Source organism: Streptomyces sp. NRRL S-455 (assembly GCF_000717875.1).
Taxonomy (GTDB): Bacteria; Actinomycetota; Actinomycetes; order Streptomycetales; family Streptomycetaceae; genus Streptomyces.
In genome coordinates, this window is record NZ_JOCT01000001.1 from 365918 (window position 1) to 385940 (window position 20023).

Consider the following 20023-nt stretch of genomic DNA (forward strand, 5'->3'; position numbering starts at 1 on the left):
CGCTCCTTCGCCGGCCGGAAGGACCGGTCGCCCTTCACCGACTTCACGAGTCTATGATATTGCGAACGTAATCCAAAAAGTAGGCGGCGGCGACAGTGAGCGTCGGACTTTCGTCGGCCGGCGCCGTGCCCGCGGGGTCACGCCCGGGGGGCCGGCACCGGGAAGAGCATGCAGCTGCTGGTGGCGTGGGCTAGGAGACGGTCCTCCCTGTCGACCAACTGAGCCTGGGCGAGGGCGGTTTGGCGGCCCTTGTTCACGACCGTACCGATGGCGCGTACCGGGCCCGTGTCCACGGTGATCGGCCGCAGGAACTTCACGGTCAGGTCGAGCGAGGTGTACGCCATGCCCTGCGGAAGCAGGGACTGGACGGCGCAGCCCGCCGCCGAGTCGAGCAGAGTGGCGAAGACGCCGCCGTGGACGCTGCCGATCGGGTTGTAGTGCTCCTCCCCCGGTGCCAGAGAGAAGACCGCCCGGCCGGGCTCCACCTCGTCGAGGGCGAAGTCCACGGTGCGGCCGATCGGCGCCGCCGGCAACCGCCCCGCCTGCACCTCGCGCAGGAAGTCGATGCCGGCCATGCGTCCGGCGGCCTCCGCCGAGATCGCGGGATCGTCCCAGTGATACGTACGCGTTCGCCCCACGCCCCAGCGCCCTTCCCTCTGACTTCCCGCTGACTTTTCCAAGTGAAGCTAGACTCTTGTTCACCTGACTGTCAATGGTGAAGCCAGCTCCCTTACGATGGCGGGATGGAGTGGCTTGAGGCGAGCACGGAGAACTGCCCCGTCCAGCGCACGCTCGATGTGATCGGGGAGAAGTGGACGCTGCTGATCCTGCGTGATGCCGTCAACGGCGTCCGCCGCTTCGACGATTTCCACCGCCACATCGGCCTGTCGGAGGCCGTCCTCAGCGACCGCCTCCGCAAGCTGACCTCGGCCGGCATTCTGAAAACCGTCCCCTATCGGGAGCCCGGCAGCCGCTCCCGCAACGAATACCGCCTGACCAGCAAGGGCTGGGACCTGTGGCCCGTTCTGATGGCGCTGAGCCAGTGGGGCGAGGCGTACACCCTCGGCTCCGATGGTCCTGTACTGGACGTACGCCACACCGAGTGCGACGCCCCGGTCCGCGTCGTCGTCGAGTGCTCTGCGGAACACTCGGCCCTCACTCCCCGTGACGTCACCGCCCGGCTGGGAACAGGCGCCCGCCTCCGGTCGTGAGCCGTCGGCCTCACGGTCAGGTGTTCGTCTTCTCCCGGAGCCACGCGCCGATCTGCGCGATGGCGGCGTCGACCTCCGGAACCCGGCCGGCACCGTAGACGTACGAATGCTGGCTCCCGGGGACCACGACGGCCGTCGTGTCGATTCCGCTTCTACAAGCAGTTCCCCTGGACGGCGAACGGGCTGCAGAAGTACCCGGGCCCACCGTGGGTGACCGCGATGTCCTGGTCAGAGTGGGCGCCGCGACGCTCGAGGCGATGGCGCACGTCGAGGAGGGCCGTACCAAGGCCGGCAAGATCGTGGTCTCGTCGATCCCGGACAACGACTGAGGCCCCTCAGGAGACCGAGTCGGCCGCGCTGATCCGGGCGGCTGACCCGCCGCTGCGCCCGGATCATCCCTCCGGCTGGCACCGCGGGCACCACACGGTGCCGCGGCCCGCCATCCGGGTCCGGCGCAGGCCGGTGCCGCACCGTGGGCACCTCGGCTCGGGGTCGTCGCGATGGCCGGTGAGCCAGGAGTCGCGCGGCGGCACGCAACCCGCGGGCACGGCGGATCTGAGCGTGCCGCGCATCCGGCTGTACAGGCGGCGGAGGTCTGCCTCGGTGAGGTCACGTGCCCGGCGGTCGGGGCGCAGCCGGGCACGCCAGAGGATCTCGTCCGCGAGCAGGTTGCCGAGACCGGCGAGCACCGACTGGTCGGTGAGCGCGGTCTTGAGGTGCCCGCGGCGCGCGGAGAGCAGGGCCGCGAACTCCGCGCGGTCCACCGTCAGCGCGTCGGGGCCCTGGCGCTCCAGCAGCCGGTCGATGTCGGAGTCGTCGTGGGCCAGCCAGAGTCCCTGGAGTTTGCGCTGGTCACGGAAGCGCAGCTGACGGCCGCCGCTCAGGGTGAACAGCACGCGGTCGTGCGCCTCGACGGCATCGTCGGGACGGCCGCAGACCAGCCGGCCGGTCATGCCGAAGTGCAGCACGAGGGTGGGCCCGCCGGTCCGGGCGAGCAGCCACTTGCCGTGCCGCTCCGGCGCACCGAACCGGCGCCCCTCCAGCGCGTCGCGCAGGCCCCGCACGCCGCCCCCGTGCAGGACACCCGCGTCCCGCACGTCGACCCGCCGGATCACCCGGCCTTCGGCGCAGGACGCGAGCACCTCCCGGAACCCCTCGACATCGGGCAGCTCGGGCATGACCGGTGCCTCAGATCTCCGTGGCCGGTTTCGGGTCGGGCCGGCGTGCGTCCACGTCCAGGTGCTCGCCGACCCGGTTGACCAGAAGTGTCATCTCGTACGCGATCTGGCCGATGTCCGCCTCCGCGCCGCTGAGGACGCACAGACAACTGCCCGTGCCGGCCGCGGTGACGAACAGCACCGCGTCGTCGAACTCGATCATCGTCTGGCGTACGCTGCCCGCGCCGAAGTGCCGTCCCGAGCCCTTGGCCAGGCTGTGCAGTCCGGACGACACGGCCGCGAGGTGCTCGGCGTCCTCGCGACGCAGTCCCGTGCTCGCCCCTGTCACCAGGCCGTCGTTGGACAGGACCAGTGCGTGCCGCACCTGATGGACGCGCTCGGTCAGGTCGTCCAGCAGCCAGTCCAGTCCCTGGTTCTGCGCCATGTTCCGATCTCCCCGTTTTCTCCCCGTGCGATTCTCCTCCTGGCCGGAGGATCTCCACGCCAGCCTTCCCCACGACCGCTGCCGGGGCAAGGAGGATGGAAGCCATGGCAGCGAAGATGACCGACGCGCAATGGCGGGAGTTCGTCTCGTACGGCACCCGCACCGGAAAGCTCTCGACGGTCCGGGCAGACGGGAGCCCGCATGTGGTCCCGATCTGGTTCCTGCTGGACGGCGACGAGGTGGTGTTCAATACCGGAAAGGACAGCGTGAAGGGGCGCAATCTCGCCCGTGACGGCCGGGTCGCCCTGTGCGTGGACGACGACCGGCCGCCGTACTCGTTCGTGGTGGTACGGGGACGCGCCCGCCTCGTGGAGGACCTCGCCGAGGTCCGGCACTGGGCCACCCGCATCGCCGCCCGGTACATGGGCGAGGAGCGCGCCGAGGAGTTCGGCGCCCGTAACGGTGTGCCGGGCGAACTCCTCGTCCGGGTCCCGGTCGACAGGGTTCTGGCGGAGCTGGGCGTCGCGGACTGACCACGCGGCAGGGCGGTCATCCGACCGAGTCGAGGAGCCGGGCGGTGTGCATCCGCCCGGCGTACTCGACCAGCCTGATGAGCACCTCCTTCCCGGAGTCGCGGTCACGGGCGTCGCACAGCACCACGGGCGTGCCCCGGTCGAGGTCGAGGGCGCGCGCGACATCGGGGGCGCCGTGGTGCCGGGCACCCGGGAAGCAGTTGACGGCCACCACGAACGGGATGCGCCGGTGCTCGAAGTAGTCGACCGCGGGGAAGCAGTCCTCCAGCCGGCGCGTGTCCGCGAGGACCACCGCACCGAGCGCCCCTTGGGCCAGCTCGTCCCAGAGGAACCAGAACCTGTCCTGGCCGGGCGTACCGAACAGGTACAGGGAGAGGCCGGACCGGATGTCGATGCGTCCGAAGTCCATGGCGACGGTCGTGGTGGTCTTCTGGTCCACGCCGTCGGTGTCGTCCACCCACTGGCCGGCTTCGCTGAGCAGTTCCTCGGTGCGGAGCGGCCGGATCTCGCTGACGGCGCCCACCAGGGTGGTCTTGCCCACGCCGAACCCGCCGGCGACCAGTATCTTCAACGCCAGTGCGGCGCTCTCGCCGTCGGCGGCGTCGGGGTGCTCGGAGACCATTGATCACTTCTCTCGGGAGTACCGGCTCCGGGTGGTGTGAGCAGGTGAGTGGGTGGGTGGGGTGTGTCGGCCTACGGCGTGCTCGGTTCTGCGGCTACAGCGCTCTCAGTCCGGCGATCACCTCGCGCAGAATGCGTTCGTCGGGCAGCTGCGCCGGCGGTACGGGGCGGCTGACGGTGACGAAGCCGAGTTCCAGGAGGTCGCCGAGGAGGACCCGGACCACGCCCACGGGCAGGTCCGCGCCGGCGGCGAGTTCGGCGACCGACTGCGTCTCCGTGCGGCACAGGTCGAGGAGGTTGCGGTGTTCCGGGCCCAGCGGGGCGTCGTCCACGCCGGGTGCGCCCGGGTCCAGTGTGACCAGGGCGATCAGGTCGAACCGCACGCCGGTGGGTCCGGGCCGGGTGCGTCCGCCCGTCATGGCGTAGGGGCGGACGAGGGGGCCGGCCTCGTTGTCGTACCACTGGCTGTCCCTCTCGTGCGGGACGCCCGTCATGTCCTCGGTCATCTGCGCCGACCGCCCTCCCGGTTCATCCGGCGGCCGGCGGCCGCGCGGCGACGCGCGGTGCGGTGCCGAGGTGCTCGCCGACGCGCTTGACCATGCGCGCCATCTCGTAGGCCACCAGGCCGATGTCGGCGGTCACGGCCGTCAGGAGGGCGATGCAGGAGCCGTCGCCCGCGGCGGCCACGAACAGGAAGCCCTCGTCCATCTCCACCATGGTCTGGCGGACACCGCCGGCCCCGAAGTGCCGTCCCGCTCCCTTGGCGAGGCTGTGGAAGCCCGAGGCGACGGCGGCGAGGTGTTCGGCGTCCTCGCGGCGCAGGTCGGACGAGGCCCCCACGGCCAGGCCGTCGTTGGACAGCACCACGGCGTGCCGTATCTCGCTCACGCGGAGCACCAGATCGTCCAGCAGCCAGTCGAGTTCGCCGGAGCGCCGGGCGGAGTGGGTGCGCGGGTCCTGGATCATGCGGGGTCTCCTTCGCTGCTGTCGCCGCCCGTCACGGGGCCGGTGCCACGGCCGGGCTGCCTGCCGCCGCCGCGTGCCCAGCCCGCGCGGTACGCCGCCATGCGGTCGCGGACGAGCTCGGGGGTGCGTTCGTCGTCCCGGGGCGAGGGTGACGGCTCCTCGGGGCGGGCGTCGCGCAACTGGGGGGCGATACTGGCCTGCCGTACGCGACGTGGGAGGTCGTCGGAGCCTTCGGGCCGCTCCTGGGGCCGGTGCAGTCGCAAGGTGGCGACTCCTGGGGGTGGGGTGTGGCTCGTGGTTTCCGCGACGGCCGGTACGGGAGCCACGAGGGCCCGCCGGCCGGACGTCACGGAAACGGCGTCGGCGGCGGATTCCTGGCGCAAAGCGGCGTCGGGCACGCGGGTGTGGACCTGGTCCTCGGGCTGCCGGGGCCGTGCCGCCGTACCAGGGGGGCCTTCCGCCGTCCCGGTGTCCAGCAGGGCGGTGGGCAGCAGGACGACCGCGGTGGTGCCGCCGTACGGCGAGGTCCTCAGGTGGACCTTGACGTCATGCCGGGCGGCGAGCCTGCTCACCACGAACAGGCCGAGCCGGTCGCTGTCGAACAGGTCGAGCGCCTCGGACTGCGCGATGCGGCGGTTGGCCTCGTCGAGGGTTTCCTTGCCCATGCCGAGGCCGCGGTCCTCGACCTCGACGGCGTAGCCGTTGCCGACGGGTTCGCCGGTGACGCGCACGCGCGTGTGGGGCGGCGAGAACTGGGCGGCGTTCTCGATGATCTCGGCCAGGAGGTGCGTCAGGTCGGCGACGGCCGCGCCGGCGACGGCCGCCTCGGGGAGTTGCCGCACCTCCACGCGCGCGTAGTCCTCGACTTCGGATACGGCCGCGCGGACCACGTCGGTCAGGGAGACCGGCATGCGCCAGGCCCGGCCCGGGGCGGCTCCGGAGAGGATGATCAGGCTCTCCGCGTGGCGCCGCATGCGGGTGGTGAGGTGGTCGAGGCGGAAGAGGTCGCTGAGCTCGTTCGGGTCGTCGGAGCGGCGTTCCATGCTGTCCAGGAGGCTGAGCTGCCGGTGGACGAGGATCTGGCTGCGGCGGGCGAGGTTGACGAAGACGCCGGAGATGCCGCTGGCGAGCTCGGCGCGTTCCACGGCGGCCCGCAGCGCGGCGCGGTGGACGATGCCGAGGGCCTCGGCGACCTGCCCGGTCTCGTCCTCCACGCGCGGCCCCGGCGGGGCCTCGGCCCGGATGTCGATCTCCTCGCCCGCGCGCAGTTTCCGCATGGCCTCGGGGAGTTTGCGCCGGGCGATCTCCAGGGCACTGTTGCGCAGGCTCACCAGCTCCACCACGAGACCGCGTCCGATGCGTACGGAGATGACGAGCGAGGCGGCGACGGCGGCGAGGCCCAGCAGGACGGCCGCGCCGGCCGGGGTGAGCAGCCCTCGCGTGAAGGGGTCGGCCCGCTCCGCGACACCGTGTGCCGCGTCGCCCTCGATGGTGCGCATGCCGTCCAGCACCCGCGCGTGGGCCGTGTCCCAGGTGTCCTCGGGAACCGCGTCCACCGCGCGGGCACCCGGGCCGGCGGTGAGCACCTTGTCCTCGACGGCGCCCAGGGTGTCGTGGGCACCGCTGTCGGTGAGACTGTCCCAGGCCGCGCGTTCGGTTCCCCGCAGGTCCGCCACGGAGGACTCGGTGAGCGTGCGGCGCAGGTCGACCGCGCCGGTGAACAGCCGGAGCCGCTCACCGGTGAGAGCTCCGGTCAGGCGGGCGCTCGCCAGGACCGCGTCCTCCTGGGCCAGCGCCTCTCCCGCGCGGGAGAACTCGAGCAGCACCCGCGCATCGGAGCCGAGGGCGGCGTCCTGGATGCCGGTGAGGGAGCCGACCGCGTGGAAGGCCGTCGCGATGGTGCTCGTGTACCGCTCGTACGTCTCGTCCCAGCCCACACGACGGTCGAGCACCGCCGAACGCAGCGGACGCAGTCGCTCGGCACCGGCGACGAACGCCTCCAGCCTGCGGGCGACCCCGTGGGGCAACTCCTCGCCGTCGGCGACGGTGTTGTCCTGGCCGAGCCGCAGTCTCGCGACGGCCCGGTCGGTGCGCCGCGCGAGGTCGTCCAGTTCACCGGCCCGTACGGCGGAGGGGTCGGTGGCGTGGCGTACGGCGGCGGCGCGTTCGGCCTGGAGGGCCGCGACCGCGGCGGAGACGGGGGCGCGGACCGTCGCGTCCACGCGCTGGACCTGCCGCAGCCTTGAGACGTCCTGCGCGGTGGTGACGGTGGCGTACGCCCACAGGGCCAGGAGGGAGACGACCGGCACCATCAGCAGGCAGACGATCTTGGCGCGCACGGTGCGGGGGCGTATGTGCCAGCGCTCGGTGCGTGCGGCCGCTTCCTCGGGTACGGCACCGGGGGCCGCTTCGGGACCCTCGTCGGCCGGTGGTCCGGCATGCGCGCGGCGACCGCGCACGGGCGGGGGCGGCACCTCGGCGTCCGCTGTGGGGGTCCTACGGGGTGTACGCATGGACTCCTCGCTCGGGAGAGGTTCGGGGGCGGGTCACTCCGGCTTCTAGGGGGCGACACTCTCGACCGGGCGCTGCGCCGAGGCCGACGCCTCGCGCTCCCCCGCCGTCGGGGACAGCGCGACGAAGGCCGAGGTCAGGAAGAGGTAGGACCCGAGGCCGACGGCGAGGGGGAAGATGAACTGCATCGCCGTGGCCCCGGGCAGCGCCTCCCCGGAAGGCGTCACGCGCACGCTCACCGCGAACATCCCGGTGTAGTGCATGCTGCTGACGGCCGCGCCCATGATCAGGGAGGCGATCGTGACCGCGACGGGCGACCTGATGTTGAGCGCCGCCCACAGGGCCGCTGTCGCGGCGACGACGGCGATCAGGACGGAGAGCCCCACCAGCACCGGGTCGAAGGTCACGTCGCCGTGCAGGCGGACGGCCGCCATGCCCAGGTAGTGCATGCTCGCGACGCCGAGGCCGGTGGTGAGTCCGCCGAGGAACAGGGCCCGGCCGCGGTCACGGCCGTAGCCGACGGCGAAGACTCCCGCACAGACGACGACCATGGCGACGAGCAGGCTCAGGAGCGTGAGCGGCACGTCGTAGCGGATGTCGGTGCCGGCGACGCTGAAACCGAGCATGGCCACGAAGTGCATGGTCCAGATGCCGGTGCCGATCGCCGAGGCGGCGGTGATCAGCCAGTTGCGGCGCGAGCGCCCGGTGGCGGCGAGCGCCCGGACGGTGCAGCGCAGTCCGAGGGCGGCGCCTATGCAGGCCATCACGTAGGAGAGCGCGGGGGTCAGCCACCCCAGGGCGGCGTGGTCCAGGTGTCCCATGGCCCCGGGACGCTAGACCCGGCAGGGGAGGGCGAAGAGGGCGTGTTTCGAAAGGTGTTGGAATATGACGCGAGAATGCACCGGAACGATCGGGTCACGCTCGAACGTGTGCGCTGCGGCGTCCCCCGTGCCGGTGAGGCGTCATCCGTGCGGGTGAGGAATCATGCCGTACATGAGCGACGACCCGACGCGCGTCCAGGAGTTCTTCACAGCCCGCGCCGCCGACTGGGACAGCCGGTTCCCTGACGACGGTCCGGCGTACGCGGCCGCGGTCGCGGACCTCGGACTGCGCGCGGGCGACCGGGTGCTCGACGCGGGATGCGGCACCGGACGCGCCTTGCCACCGCTGCGAGCCGCCGTGGGGCCCTCGGGAGTGGTCATCGGGGCCGACCTGACCCCGGCCATGCTGCGGCAGGCCGTGCGGGCCGGGCGGGACCGTGACGGGGCCCTGCTGCTCACGGACGTCGCCGCGCTGCCCCTGCGCCCGGGCTCGCTGGACGCCGTGTTCGGGGCGGGCCTCATCTCGCACCTGCCGAGTCCGGCCGAGAACCTGCGGGAGCTGGCGCGGGTGGTGCGTCCCGGTGGTCTGCTGGCACTGTTCCACCCGATCGGCAGGGCTGCCCTGGCCGCGCGCCACGGCCGTCCGCTCACCCCGGAGGACCTGCGGGCCGAGCCCAACCTCCGCCCGCTGCTGGCCGGTTCCGGGTGGCGCATGACGTCGTACGCCGACGAGGACACCCGCTTCCTGGCGCTGGCCGTCCGCGAGGGCAGGCCCTAGATGTGCCGCACCGGGCAGCCCCGGACGCCCGGGACCGGGCGCGTGCCCAGGTCGGCGATCCGGTAGCCGTACGGGTAGCCCTTGATCTCCCGGTTCTGGCGCGCGAAGTGCGGGTTCCGCCGGGGTGGCAGCAGACGGACCGCGCGTCCCCGGAGCCGGACCGCACGACGCACCCAGGCGCGTGTGGCCGCGCTCGGCGGGGTGTAACGGAAGGCCCGCAGCAACGAGTCGTCGAGCAACGCGAGGATCGAGGTGCGCAGGACGGGCGCGAGCGGGCGCGGGTACCAGGAGGTCATCAGGTCGAGCGTGGCGTCCGAGACCCGCCGGGCGTCCTCGTCCCAGGCGAAGTGGGCCGCCTCGTAGGCGTCGAGGCAGGTCTCGAACTCCTCGTAGGTCTCGGGGATGTCCTTGATGCCCATGTGCCTGCCGAGCGTGCGGTAGTGGACGACGCTCGCGACGATCTCGTGGCGCGACATCCTGCGCCACCCGTAGGCGTCGATCCATCGCTTGGGCGTCACGACGAACGTGCACAGCACGTAGCGCATGTCCTCGTCGCTGATGTCGTAGGCGCGGTGCATCTGGTTGATGCGGCGGATCGCGGTCTTCGCCTCGTCGCTGCCGAAGCCGTGCTCGACGACGGCGTCGAGGAGCAGCGCGGTGTCGTCATAGCGCTTCTGCGTGCGTTCCGTGAGCTCCGCCGTCTCGGCGAGCAGCCGGCCGATGGAGGGGACGGCGTAGGTGCGGTACAGGGCGAGCTCCAGGGCCCGGGTGTAGTCCCAGGGGAACTCGTACGCCGCGCTCAGACGGTAGATCTCGGTGGCGTCCCGGTGCGGGTCCATCCGCCGTAGCAGTTCCAGCCGCGCGAAGCGCTTCACAGTGCCCCTCCCCCTTCTTTCACCGGAACATCAACTCTACGTTGGTGACGGGAAGGTGACCGGTAGGCGGGACATCCGTACAGGGGGAAGGTGGTCAACATGTGGGGCAGGGTCCGGAAGGCCGGGGTCAGGGTCGCTCATGCCATGCGCACGGAGACGAGGACCGACGGGGACAAGCGTCCGCACAATCTCTTCGAGGCTGCCGCGACCTATGTCGCGGCGGGTGCCGAGAACGACCAGGAGCGGGCCGACGAGGCGGCCGCGTGGGTGTCGCCGGAGGCACTGTCGTTCGGGGTGAACGAGCTGGCCTGCCGGGCTGTCATCGCGCTCGCGCGGGAGCGTGGTGAGTCGCCGCGGGCCGTGGCCCGGGAGCTGCTGGGGCTGCCGGCGGCGTGAGGTGCTGCGGCGCGGACGGCCGATTCGCCCCGTCCGCCGGAAAACTGCAGCTCCGAGTGCGCTTGCGGGGCAGTGACAAGCGGCTTCCGCGCGCACTAGGGTGCACGCGCCGTCGGATGAAAATGGGGAGGCTGCAATGGCCGGGACGGACGAGGACGCCGTCGCCGCCGCGGACGACGCGCTCTATGTGCTCACGGCGGCGCTGCTGACGCCGGCGAAGTTTCCGAGCGTGCTCGGGGACGACTACCCGGAGGCGTGCGCCGCGCTCGGTCTGGCGCCGCTCGCCGACGGGTACGGGCTGGTGCTCGGCCAGGACGGCGAGGGCGCCCGGTGGACCGTGGTCATCGACGACGTCTCCCTGGTGGCCGTCGCGATCGCGTCCTGGGACTGCGGCATGGAGTACGAGCTGTCGCCCGACGAGCGCACGGTGGTGGCGGCCCTGCCCGGCTGGCCCCTCGCGGTGGCCGTCGCGGCACCCGGGGTGCCCGCCCCGCACGATCCCCACCCGGACGCTGACGACCGGCCCCCGCTGACTCCGCCCGACACCTCCGTCTGGGGGCCGGCTCAGCGGCGCCTGGGTGCGGACGAGATCGCCCTGCAGTGGGGGATGTGGCGGGAACAGGTCGACGACTCGGCGTTCGTGGCACCGGCAGCACCGGAGACCGGGTCGCCGGAAACCCGCGGGGACGGATCCTCTGCGCCTTCCGGCGAGGGATCGTCGGAGATCCCCGGTGACGGGGGCGAGGCGGTCGGCGGGCCGGGCGGACGCGGAGGGGCGGGACAGCCGAGGCACAGCGGTATCCGGCGGGTCCTCGCGGAGGCCCGCACCTACATCGACTCGCCGCCACCGCTGGGGCGGGTGCGGTCGTCGTTCGCGCCGGGTGACGCGCGGACCCTGCGGGCCGACGGCCCCGGCTGGTCGCTCGTGGCCAGGACCGACGACATCGCTTTCGTGCTGCTCGACGACGAACCCGGCGAGGTACTGCCGGTGGGCCGGGGGCCGGAGCTGCCGGGTCTTCTCGCGGCCCTCGACAAGATGGCCGTGCGGCCGAACTGACCGCTACGGCCGGTCAGCGTCGGAGCTGCTTGCGGGAGGTACGGTGCAGCCTGCGCCGCTGCGAGGGATCCAGCATGAGGTACGCGGCGGCCGGGACTCCCAGGATGATCAGGAGTGATGCCCACCAGGGCAGCCAGATCAGCAGGATGAGCCCAACCGCCACACCCCCTGCGGCGATCTTGGCGTTCTTGGACATGTCTGTCGCCTCCTTCGCGGCCAGTGCCGCTCTCTGTCTCGAGAACGGGTCCGCGCCTACGGTGGTTCCGGACCGCGACCCTGAGACATCCCTGAGGCGCGCCCCTAGGCACCCCTGAGACTCCATAGTGACTCAGCTCACAGTCAACTCATACCCGCTTCACCCCGGAGGTGTTGTACCCTCGGCGACTCCGACTCCACTAGTCAAATTTGAGGAATCAGTCATAGCCGAGCATCCGACTCCCCCGGCATCCTCTCGCTCCGAGCTCTCCGCACTCTCCGCGCTCTCCGCATCCTCAGAACTGGCCCACTGCTGCGCCGTGTTCCTGCCCGGCGACCCGGCCCGCACCGGCAGCGTCGCCTTCTGGCGACCCGACGGCGCACCCCTGCCCGCCGTGCCCTCGGCGACCATCGCGGACCTGACCGTCGTGGTCCCCGGCGATGACGGGGTCGAGCCGCGGAGCGTGCCGGCCGTCCTGCTTCCGGTGCGGGCGGCCCTGCCGGTCCTCACACACGCGCGCACCGGCGGGCAGGGGCATCGGAGCACCCGGTTCTGGGGAGCGGCCGCCGTGCACGCCCTGCGCCTCGTGGCGCGCGGCCTGCTGCTGCCCGGCCTCTCCCCGGGCGACCACGACGCGTGGCGCACCGGCCCGCTGCGCGCCGAGGACATCGAGGACGTACGCCGCCTCGCCGCCGCGATGCCGCCCGAGGCGCACGCCGTCCCGCTGCCGGGCACGGGGCCGCTGCGGCTGCCCGGCCCGGAGCAGCTCCTGCGGGCCTTCCTCGACGCGGTCGCCGACATCCTGCCCCGCTCCCCCGCCGCCGCGCTGGTGACGGGCGGTGCCGCCTACGCCTCGCCCGAACCGGTGCACCTGCCGGAGCAGCGCGCGTGGGTCGCCGACGTCGCCGCGGGCCACGACGCGGGCGTGCGCCTGTCGCTGCGGATCGAGGCGGACGGTCTGACGGACGCGGCGCACGGCCCCATGGACGCGGCGGCCGGCGACGCGGGTGTGACGTTCCGGGCCGTGCTCCAGGTGCACAGCGTCAGCGACGCCGCGCTCGTCGCGGACGCGGCGGACGTCTGGGCCGGCGCCGGCGGTGAGGCGTTCGGCTCGCGCGCGACGATGGACGTCCTGCTCGCGCTGCGGCGCGCGGCCCGGGCATGGGCCCCGCTCACGCCCCTGCTGTCGGCGACCGTGCCGGACGCTGTCGGACTGGCCGACGAGGAGGTCACCGACTTGCTCGGCCCGGGCATGCGGGCGCTGGCGGCGGCCGGAGTCGACGTGCACTGGCCGAAAGGACTGATCCGCGGGCTGACCACACGTGCGGAGGTGGGGCCGCCCGACGCGGAGCCGGAGCCCGGCAAGGGCTCCGCCGCAGTGCCGTCGTTCCTGTCCGCCGACGCGCTGCTGGCCTTCAACTGGTCGTTCGCGCTGGGCGACCGGCGGCTCAGCCGCGAGGAGCTGGACCGGCTCGCCGAGGCGAACCGGCCGGTGGTGCGGCTGCGCGACCAGTGGGTCCTGATCGACCCTGACGAAGTGTGTCTGGCCCGCTCCCGGCAGGACAGCAAGGTCACGCCGGTGGACGCGCTGGGCGCGGCCCTGACCGGCTGGGCCGAGGTGGACGGCCGCCGGGTCGAGGTGCGGCCCACCGGGTGGCTGGCGGCCCTGCGGGAGCGGCTCGCGGACCCCGAGACGCAGCGGCCGGTCGAGCAGCCGTCCGCCCTCGCCGCCACGCTCCGGGACTACCAGCGGCGGGGCTTGAACTGGCTGGCGGGCATGAGCTCACTGGGTCTCGGCTGCTGCCTCGCCGACGACATGGGACTCGGCAAGACGATCACGCTGATCGCCCTGCACCTGCACCGGCAGGCCGACGCGGAGTCGGCCGGACCCACCCTGGTGGTCTGCCCGACGTCCCTGATGGGCAACTGGCAGCGGGAGATCGAGCGGTTCGCGCCCGGCACCCCCGTGCGGCGCTTCCACGGCGCACGGCGCAGCCTCGAGGGCCTGACCGACGGGGAGTTCGTGCTCACCACGTACGGCACGATGCGCCTGGACGCGCCCCGGCTCGCCGAGGTGCCGTGGGGCTTGCTCGTGGCGGACGAGGCCCAGCACGTGAAGAACCCGCACTCCTCGACCGCGCGGGAGCTGCGGTCCATCGGCGCCCGTGCGCGGGTGGCGCTCACCGGCACACCGGTGGAGAACAACCTGTCGGAGCTGTGGGCGATTCTCGACTGGGCCACGCCGGGCCTGCTGGGCGGGCTCGGCACCTTCCGGAGGCGGTACGCGGACGCCGTCGAGGACGGTCAGGACCCGGGCGCCGCGGACCGGCTGGCCCGGCTCGTACGGCCGTTCCTGCTGCGCCGCCGCAAGTCGGACCCGGGGATCGCGCCCGAGCTGCCGCCGAAGACGGAGACCGATCACACCGTCTCCCTCACGCCGGAACAGGCGGGCCTGTACGAGGCCGTGGTGCGGGAGGCGCTGGCGGAGATCTCCGGCGCCGGCAGCATGGCGCGGCGCGGGCTGATCGTGAAACTGCTGACCGGCCTCAAGCAGATCTGCAACCATCCGGCCCAGTACCTCAAGGAGGAGCGGCCGGTGATCGCCGGACGGTCCGGGAAACTGGAGCTGCTGGACGAACTGCTGGACACCATGCTCGCCGAGCGGGCGGGCGTACTGGTCTTCACGCAGTACGTGCGGATGGCCCGCCTCCTCGAACGGCACCTGGCCGCCCGCGGCACGCCCTCGCAGTTCCTGCACGGCGGGACGCCCGTCGCCGAGCGCGAGGCCATGGTGCGGCGCTTCCAGGACGGTGAAGTGCCCGTGTTCCTGCTGTCGCTGAAGGCGGCGGGCACCGGCCTGAACCTCACCCGGGCCGAGCACGTCGTGCACTACGACCGCTGGTGGAACCCGGCCGTCGAGGCCCAGGCGACGGACCGCGCGTACCGCATCGGCCAGACCCGTCCGGTGCAGGTGCACCGGATCGTCGCCGAGGGGACCATCGAGGACCGCATCGCCGAGCTGCTCACTCGCAAGCGGGCACTGGCGGACGCGGTCCTGGGCTCCGGTGAGGCCGCCCTCACGGAGCTGACCGACGCTGAACTGGCGGATCTGGTCGAACTGCGAGGGGGCCTGTGATGACTCGGTACGACGGTGACACGGAGCGCACGTTCGCCGCACTGCCGCCCGCGCACGGGCGGGGCTTCGCGCAGACCTGGTGGGGCTTGGCCTGGTTGCGGGCGCTGGAGGACACGGCGCTGGACTCGGCGCAGCTCAAGGCGGGCCGCCGGCTCGCACGCGCCGGAGCGGTCGGCGCGGTGTCGGTGCGCCCGGGCCGGCTCACGGCCGTCGTCCAGGACCGTGACGGCACGGCGCACCGGGCCGACGTCCTGCTGGAGACACTCTCGCCCGGACAGTGGGACCGTCTCCTGGACATGACGGTGGAGCGGGCCGGCCATGTGGCGGCGCTGCTGGACCGGGAGATGCCACCGCACCTGGTGGAGGACGCGGCGGCCGCGGGCGTCGAACTGCTGCCGGGCCTGGGTGATCTGGAACCGGAGTGCGACTGCGGAACCTGGGACCACTGCGGGCACACGGCGGCGCTCTGCTATCAGGTGGCCCGGCTGCTGGACCAGGACCCGTTCGTCCTGCTGCTGATGCGCGGACGCGACGAGGCCGCCGTGCTGGAAGGTCTCCAGACGCGCGGCGGGGCATCCGCCGCGGAGCGCTCCGGGCCGGAGGGAGTGGACGCCGTCGAGGCGTACACGGCCGGTGACATCCTGCCCCCGCTGCCGGGCCTGCCCGGACTCCCCGACGAGCCCGGGGCACCACCGTCCCTGGACACCGGGACGCCGCCCGCCCCCGGCATCGACCCGGCCGCGCTGGAGTTCCTGGCCGCCCGGACCGCCGTACAGGCCCATCGCCTGCTCGCGGAGGCACTCGGCGAGCAACGACCCGACTCAGCACCGGAGTTGACGGTCGCACAGGACGTGGTGCGGCTGGCCGCCGGCGAACCCGCGCGAGAGGTCGCGGACCGCCTCGCCGACGGGTCGGGGCGCGGCCGGGAAGGGCTGGCGGCGGCGGTACTCGCGTGGCGCCACGGCGGCAGGGCCGGGCTGTCCGTCCTCGACGAGGAGTGGCGGGTGGCAGGCGAAGCTCTCGCACGCGCGCGTGCCGCCCTTGACTCGGCCTGGGACCCGGACGAGCGACCCGAACTGCGGGCCCGGAGCAACCGGTGGACGGTCGTCGGGGCACCGATCCAGCTGCGCCTGGGCCGGGACGGCCGCTGGTGGCCGTACCGCAAGGAACGCGGCCGCTGGCTGCCCGCGGGACGCGCCGCACAGGATCCGGCGACGGCCCTGACGTCGGCGCGGCTCGCCGCCGGTGACGGAGCCGTTCCGGGCTCAGGGCACTAGTGCCGGATCAGGCAACGTTCGCCATGGAGTTCCCTGTCCCTGGCCCGGTTCTGCGAGCCGGTAGGCTCGCCGCCGTTTCCCGGAGCTGGCGGACCCATTTCCGGTGGGATCCAGCTTCCGCTCGCTGAGCGACCTCTGGCTTGGCTTGGGTGACTCGTGTGCAGCCAACGCCCGCATGGGAAAGGGTGGGAGTATTCGACGTGAGCTCTCTACATTTGGTAGAACTCGGAGTGCTGCTCCGGCGGACGGAGTATGTGGAACATTGAATCGCTCGCGATTATCTCCGGCGACCGATCGGTCAAAACAATCCTATTGACTTCATACCCTTTGGACTCCAGGAAGCGCTGCACAGTCTTCTCGGGGTCGACCTCGAGCTGCTGACGCGTTTCGTCGTCGAGTTCGATGTTCAACTTGACGATTTCGAAGTCCCCTTCGCCGGCCTTTTTGACAGTGCCATGCAATCGCGCATCGGACATGAGAACCTCCGGTTGACCAGCCTCCCCTTTTTCCAGCTTCACCAGTGGCCGTCAAGAGTGCAAGCTGGAACGGTGGGCTCGCACGTTGAGGTGTCGCGTAGTCAGGGCGTGATACTCGGTCTCTTTGAGGAGGTGGCTGGTGGTCTCGTGTGATACCCGAGAGCGACCCCGACGACGGGGCGACAGCTCCAGGAACTGCTGTCCGAGCACGAGTGTTGCTTGATGCCGGTTCGGGACTGTATCCAGGCCATGCCCGAAGCCGTCGCCGCCCACAGCGGACACGCCCCCAGCAGCCGCGCCTTCGACACCTACCGCAAGAAGAGAATCCCACGGGACCAGGGTTGTCGCCGACCAACTGGTGATCACGGACTCACCATTCGTGAGGGAAGTCATCAAGCGTGCGAAGCGTTCCTTTCAGTACGGTTTGAGTGCCCCATTGAAAGGGTCCCACGTACGTAATGTCCCGGGCGACGATGGCGTTGCCGCTTTTCGCCACCACTCGCTCTCGCTGCGGTAGCAGCAGGTTGAGCGCGCCCATCGAGAGAAACTCCATGGCGCCGATGCTCCACAGGACGAGGATCCCGTCCCAGCCGGAAGGCGTCGTGACAGCAAGTCCGATCTGGGTGGCCAGTAGACCAGCGATGCAGAGCGACAGCAGGGGTATCAGGGTGGTCAACCCGATAATGATGGTCCAGCATGCGACGAAAAGGGCCAGGATGCGTACGAGCCTCCCTGCCCACCCGCACCAACCGCCCTGAAACCACCAGCGCACCATTTGCTTGGGGTTCCCCCAGATCGCCTTGGTCACCGCCACAGACAGAGTCATGAGTGGAGCCGCTAGCGCCTTGGTTCCAAAGGTGACCACAGCGGCGCACACCAATAGCGCCAATCCTCGCTGACCACCTGATCGCGGCAGCACGAAGCTGTCCGACCACAGGGACGCAGTCCACAGCCCGAACGCCGTCACTGCTGTGACGGCCAACCACCTAAGCAGATGGGCCTGACCACGCATGATGCGCGCGTGCAGCGACTTGTGGCGTTCGAGTTCCCGCTCCAGTTCGCGTGCCCGAAGTGCCGCCTGGGCGAACTGAGCTTCTTCCTCCGGAGACGGCCCTTGGCTTGTCCCTCGGTTCAACGCCAGCTCGTCAGCGCGGGGGTTCTTGGCCACCAGGATTTGACCCACGGCTGTGGTCACGCTGAGGGTAGGGGTCTGGTCCGGGACCTCTTCGGGTATGCGACGGGTGATATATGCGAACAGGTCGTCCACGGTGACGTACCCGTCCCTGTCCAGGTCCGCCTCGCCACTCCGCAGTCCCGCCACGATCGCCGACGTAAACACCGATGGCTGGTTCCTGAGCCGGCTCGACCTCTCCGTCTCGTAGCTGTATTGCAAGGCGGTCGAGGAGGTGATCACAATCCGGCCCTTGCCCTGGAACTCCGCGCTCAGGTCTACCTGGGCCTCGCCGCGCGCCCGCATGTCGCGGGCGAAGGCGCCGCTGTAGCAGCAGTCGAGCAGCAGGACGATGCGCTGGCTCCTACTACCCTCCATGCAGTCGGCGAGGAAGTCGGCGCTGACTGAGGTGGCCTCCAGGGCGTCGAACTCCGTATCCCGGGCGATGAAGTGCAGACGGTTGCCGGTGTCCTTTCGCCCGTGACAGGACAGGTGAACCAGCAGCACGTCGGCCATGTCCGCATCCCGGAAGAACCGCTGGAGCTCCTTGCGCCAGGTGCGGGCTGTCTCGTCGACCACCACGGTCACTTCGAACCCGCCGATGGCCGGGTCCTTCAAGGTGTCTGTGAGATGTCGCGCGTCAGCGGCGGCACCGGGGAGCTTGCTGAAGCGCTCATCGGCGTGCTTCTGGTTCGCCAGGACCAGTGCCCGCCTAGCCATCGGCGGAGTCTCGCATAGCGTGCGAGATAAAGGCTTCGATGGCCGCCTTCTGATCCGCGCGGCCGGTATGCGTCAAGCGGAGCACGTGTTCACCGTGCTTGATCTCGATGGTTCCGCTGTTCCTGCGCGCCAACCAGTCCTGAGACAGTGCGATCAGCGCTCGGAGCACGGGCGCACCAGCCAGACCCAGCAGCAACGAGGTGTACAAGACGGGCTCACCGGCCCGCGTGCCCTGCGGTGCCTGCCCGGCAGGCGGATGCTCCAGGGACAGGACGTCGAGATCCCGGATCTCCTCGATCAGATACGTCATGTCCCGGTCGGCAACCTCGGGACCCTCAAGATCGTTCAACGCCAACCGCACGTTCATGGGCGAATGGTTCATACTCTCCCCCGGAAGACACCACAAAAGGCTGAGCATGCCACAAATGCCGTCACGAGGAATGTAGTTGGGAAAACTGACGATGTGGAGCCCAGCGCCGTCTCGAGGGCCGCGGCGATGGTGGGGGCCAGATGCCGTCGCAGGGTGCATGATGCGGAGGGAAGTCGACTTTCCGTCGTCCAAGCCCAGGGCCTTGCGGTAGGCGATGAAGCAGGAGTTGAGCCGCCCGGGCGGACCCCGGTGAACCACTCGTCCAGGACGTCCGGAGTCCAGTGCCACATGGTCAGCACCCCGCGGCGCTTGGGCGGCGAGCCTTTCTTGGCCTTGCCGAAGCGGAACCATGCAGCGGCCGTTCTCTCCGAACTCGGCGCCGTACGGATCGCGGCCGAAGTTGTCGGCGTCCAGCATCCATGTCTCGTCGCGCCGCAGCCCGTAGGTGTAGGCGGTATTGAACAGGGTCGCGTCGCGGAACGCGGGCAGCCGTCCCTTGCGGCTGAGGCGCAGATGCGGACGACCTCGTCGTCGCAGTGCGCGAGAAAGCCGTGCAGCTCGACCATGGTGAACGCCCACGGGTCCGCCGGGCGTGGTCGACCATGGCTGGGGGAGGTCCAGCCCGAAGGCATCAGCCCCAGGTCGTGCAGCGTGGCTGTCAGATGCCCGGGCGCCCTGGGCCACGGCGGCCTCCGCCATAGCGCTCATCATGGCGCGGCCCAGGCCGCGTCGCCGGTGCACCGAGTCCGTCGTGATGCGATCCGCGATCGCATCTGCGCCGACCACGGCGATGGTGCCATGCGCCGCCACGTCTCCGGAGGGGTCACGGAGGGAGACGACCGTGACTGGTCCCTCCGTGCGGACCTCGCGTTCGTACGGCGCGTGCCTGCCGCGGCACTGGCTCGCCGGCGTCCAGGGACGGGAGCAGCGATTCGAGGTCGCTCGGCAGACCACTCGGCAACCGGCTCGGAAAGCCCGACGGCAACCAGGTCGGCAGCTCGCTGGGAAGCCGGGTGGGCAGCTTCGTGGGGATGCCGTAGGACGGAGCGGAGGTGCCGCTCGTGCTCTCGGCGGGCGGCTTCCGGTCCAGCGGGGCATCGCTTCCCCGGGCCATCAGCACCACGGCGGACACGGCCGCGGCGGCCACGAGCACGGTGAGCAGGACGAGCAACGGATTCCGCCGGTGAGGCGGTGCGGGCGGCTTGGCCATACCGACGAGGGTCACCGTGCACCGCTCAGGAGGCGAGCGGTGCACGGGAGTTGATACGGACTCATGGCGTGGATCGCATGATTCCGGAGCATTCCG

22 protein-coding genes are annotated in these 20023 nt (G+C 71.3%); 8 read left to right on the forward strand and 14 right to left on the reverse strand.

Translation table 11 applies throughout. The features are described 5' to 3' along the window. Positions 1–137: 137 nt before the first annotated feature. Entirely contained in the window at positions 138–638 is a 501-nt protein-coding gene (locus tag IE97_RS0101565; RefSeq protein WP_030147341.1) for a PaaI family thioesterase, read from the reverse strand. A gap of 105 nt (positions 639–743) precedes the next feature. On the opposite strand from IE97_RS0101565, the gene IE97_RS0101570 reads away from it, so the two are divergent. Both IE97_RS0101570 and IE97_RS43395 read left to right on the forward strand, forming a co-directional pair. Then, the gene (locus IE97_RS0101570) at positions 744–1211 is read left to right on the forward strand and encodes a winged helix-turn-helix transcriptional regulator (RefSeq protein ID WP_030147342.1); all 468 of its coding nucleotides are present in this window, start codon (positions 744–746) and stop codon (positions 1209–1211) included. Positions 1212–1417: 206 nt separating this feature from the next. Then, entirely contained in the window at positions 1418–1540 is a 123-nt protein-coding gene (locus tag IE97_RS43395) for a hypothetical protein (RefSeq protein WP_267881683.1), read from the forward strand. A gap of 63 nt (positions 1541–1603) precedes the next feature. Here the strand turns inward: IE97_RS43395 and IE97_RS0101585 are convergent, their stop codons facing one another. Together IE97_RS0101585 and IE97_RS0101590 are read right to left on the reverse strand one after the other, a co-directional pair. Next, entirely contained in the window at positions 1604–2389 is a 786-nt protein-coding gene (locus tag IE97_RS0101585; RefSeq protein ID WP_030147343.1) for an Fpg/Nei family DNA glycosylase, read from the reverse strand. A 10-nt stretch (positions 2390–2399) separates the two neighbouring features. Continuing rightward, positions 2400–2813 (reverse strand): roadblock/LC7 domain-containing protein, encoded by a 414-nt coding sequence (locus IE97_RS0101590; protein ID WP_030147344.1) that lies wholly within the window; start codon positions 2811–2813, stop codon positions 2400–2402. A gap of 104 nt (positions 2814–2917) precedes the next feature. Between IE97_RS0101590 and IE97_RS0101595 the strand changes: the two genes are divergently transcribed. Beyond that, on the forward strand, positions 2918–3346 hold the full coding sequence (locus IE97_RS0101595; protein ID WP_030147345.1) for a PPOX class F420-dependent oxidoreductase: 429 nt from the start codon (positions 2918–2920) through the stop codon (positions 3344–3346). A gap of 16 nt (positions 3347–3362) precedes the next feature. Here the strand turns inward: IE97_RS0101595 and IE97_RS0101600 are convergent, their stop codons facing one another. From IE97_RS0101600 to IE97_RS0101620, 5 genes are all read right to left on the reverse strand, one after another. Next, complete coding sequence (locus tag IE97_RS0101600; protein WP_030147346.1) at positions 3363–3968, reverse strand: GTP-binding protein; 606 nt, start codon at positions 3966–3968, stop codon at positions 3363–3365. 94 nt (positions 3969–4062) lie between these two features. Beyond that, positions 4063–4473 carry a DUF742 domain-containing protein gene (locus tag IE97_RS0101605; protein WP_030147347.1) on the reverse strand — a complete coding sequence of 137 codons (411 nt, stop codon included), beginning with the start codon at positions 4471–4473 and terminating at the stop codon, positions 4063–4065. Between the two features lie 22 nt (positions 4474–4495). Then, positions 4496–4933 carry a roadblock/LC7 domain-containing protein gene (locus IE97_RS0101610; protein ID WP_030147348.1) on the reverse strand — a complete coding sequence of 146 codons (438 nt, stop codon included), beginning with the start codon at positions 4931–4933 and terminating at the stop codon, positions 4496–4498. After that, positions 4930–7446 carry a nitrate- and nitrite sensing domain-containing protein gene (locus IE97_RS0101615; RefSeq protein WP_030147349.1) on the reverse strand — a complete coding sequence of 839 codons (2517 nt, stop codon included), beginning with the start codon at positions 7444–7446 and terminating at the stop codon, positions 4930–4932. Before IE97_RS0101615 ends, IE97_RS0101610 begins: the two co-directional genes overlap by 4 nt. A gap of 45 nt (positions 7447–7491) precedes the next feature. Then, entirely contained in the window at positions 7492–8265 is a 774-nt protein-coding gene (locus IE97_RS0101620; RefSeq protein ID WP_030147350.1) for an MHYT domain-containing protein, read from the reverse strand. A gap of 172 nt (positions 8266–8437) precedes the next feature. Between IE97_RS0101620 and IE97_RS0101625 the strand changes: the two genes are divergently transcribed. After that, positions 8438–9043, forward strand: coding sequence for a class I SAM-dependent methyltransferase (locus IE97_RS0101625; protein WP_030147351.1), 606 nt, complete (start codon positions 8438–8440; stop codon positions 9041–9043). Here the strand turns inward: IE97_RS0101625 and IE97_RS0101630 are convergent. Beyond that, on the reverse strand, positions 9040–9918 hold the full coding sequence (locus tag IE97_RS0101630; RefSeq protein WP_030147352.1) for an oxygenase MpaB family protein: 879 nt from the start codon (positions 9916–9918) through the stop codon (positions 9040–9042). The genes IE97_RS0101625 and IE97_RS0101630 overlap by 4 nt on opposite strands. A gap of 99 nt (positions 9919–10017) precedes the next feature. Here IE97_RS0101630 and IE97_RS0101635 point away from each other — a divergent pair, with 99 nt between their 5' ends. Then, complete coding sequence (locus IE97_RS0101635) at positions 10018–10314, forward strand: hypothetical protein (protein WP_030147353.1); 297 nt, start codon at positions 10018–10020, stop codon at positions 10312–10314. A 136-nt stretch (positions 10315–10450) separates the two neighbouring features. After that, positions 10451–11371: a hypothetical protein gene (locus IE97_RS0101640; RefSeq protein WP_030147354.1), complete on the forward strand. Its 921-nt coding sequence runs from the start codon at positions 10451–10453 to the stop codon at positions 11369–11371. A gap of 13 nt (positions 11372–11384) precedes the next feature. Here the strand turns inward: IE97_RS0101640 and IE97_RS0101645 are convergent, their stop codons facing one another. Beyond that, entirely contained in the window at positions 11385–11567 is a 183-nt protein-coding gene (locus IE97_RS0101645; RefSeq protein ID WP_030147355.1) for a hypothetical protein, read from the reverse strand. Positions 11568–11886: 319 nt separating this feature from the next. On the opposite strand from IE97_RS0101645, the gene IE97_RS0101650 reads away from it, so the two are divergent. Continuing rightward, positions 11887–14703 (forward strand): DEAD/DEAH box helicase, encoded by a 2817-nt coding sequence (locus IE97_RS0101650; RefSeq protein ID WP_234331771.1) that lies wholly within the window; start codon positions 11887–11889, stop codon positions 14701–14703. Beyond that, positions 14703–15980, forward strand: coding sequence for an SWF or SNF family helicase (locus IE97_RS0101655; protein ID WP_030147357.1), 1278 nt, complete (start codon positions 14703–14705; stop codon positions 15978–15980). Before IE97_RS0101650 ends, IE97_RS0101655 begins: the two co-directional genes overlap by 1 nt. Positions 15981–16189: 209 nt before the next feature. Here the strand turns inward: IE97_RS0101655 and IE97_RS0101660 are convergent, their stop codons facing one another. The 4 genes from IE97_RS0101660 to IE97_RS38090 all read right to left on the reverse strand — a co-directional run bounded on the left by IE97_RS0101660 (position 16190) and on the right by IE97_RS38090 (position 19927). Then, positions 16190–16456, reverse strand: a complete 267-nt coding sequence (locus IE97_RS0101660; RefSeq protein WP_030147358.1) for a hypothetical protein — start codon at positions 16454–16456, stop codon at positions 16190–16192. Positions 16457–16826: 370 nt separating this feature from the next. Next, positions 16827–18347: a caspase family protein gene (locus IE97_RS39145; protein WP_051704799.1), complete on the reverse strand. Its 1521-nt coding sequence runs from the start codon at positions 18345–18347 to the stop codon at positions 16827–16829. Beyond that, positions 18340–19527, reverse strand: coding sequence for a hypothetical protein (locus tag IE97_RS42690; protein ID WP_234310406.1), 1188 nt, complete (start codon positions 19525–19527; stop codon positions 18340–18342). The genes IE97_RS39145 and IE97_RS42690 overlap by 8 nt, the downstream gene beginning before the upstream one ends. Before the next feature lie 13 nt (positions 19528–19540). Then, complete coding sequence (locus tag IE97_RS38090) at positions 19541–19927, reverse strand: hypothetical protein (RefSeq protein WP_234310408.1); 387 nt, start codon at positions 19925–19927, stop codon at positions 19541–19543. Positions 19928–20023: the final 96 nt, after the last annotated feature.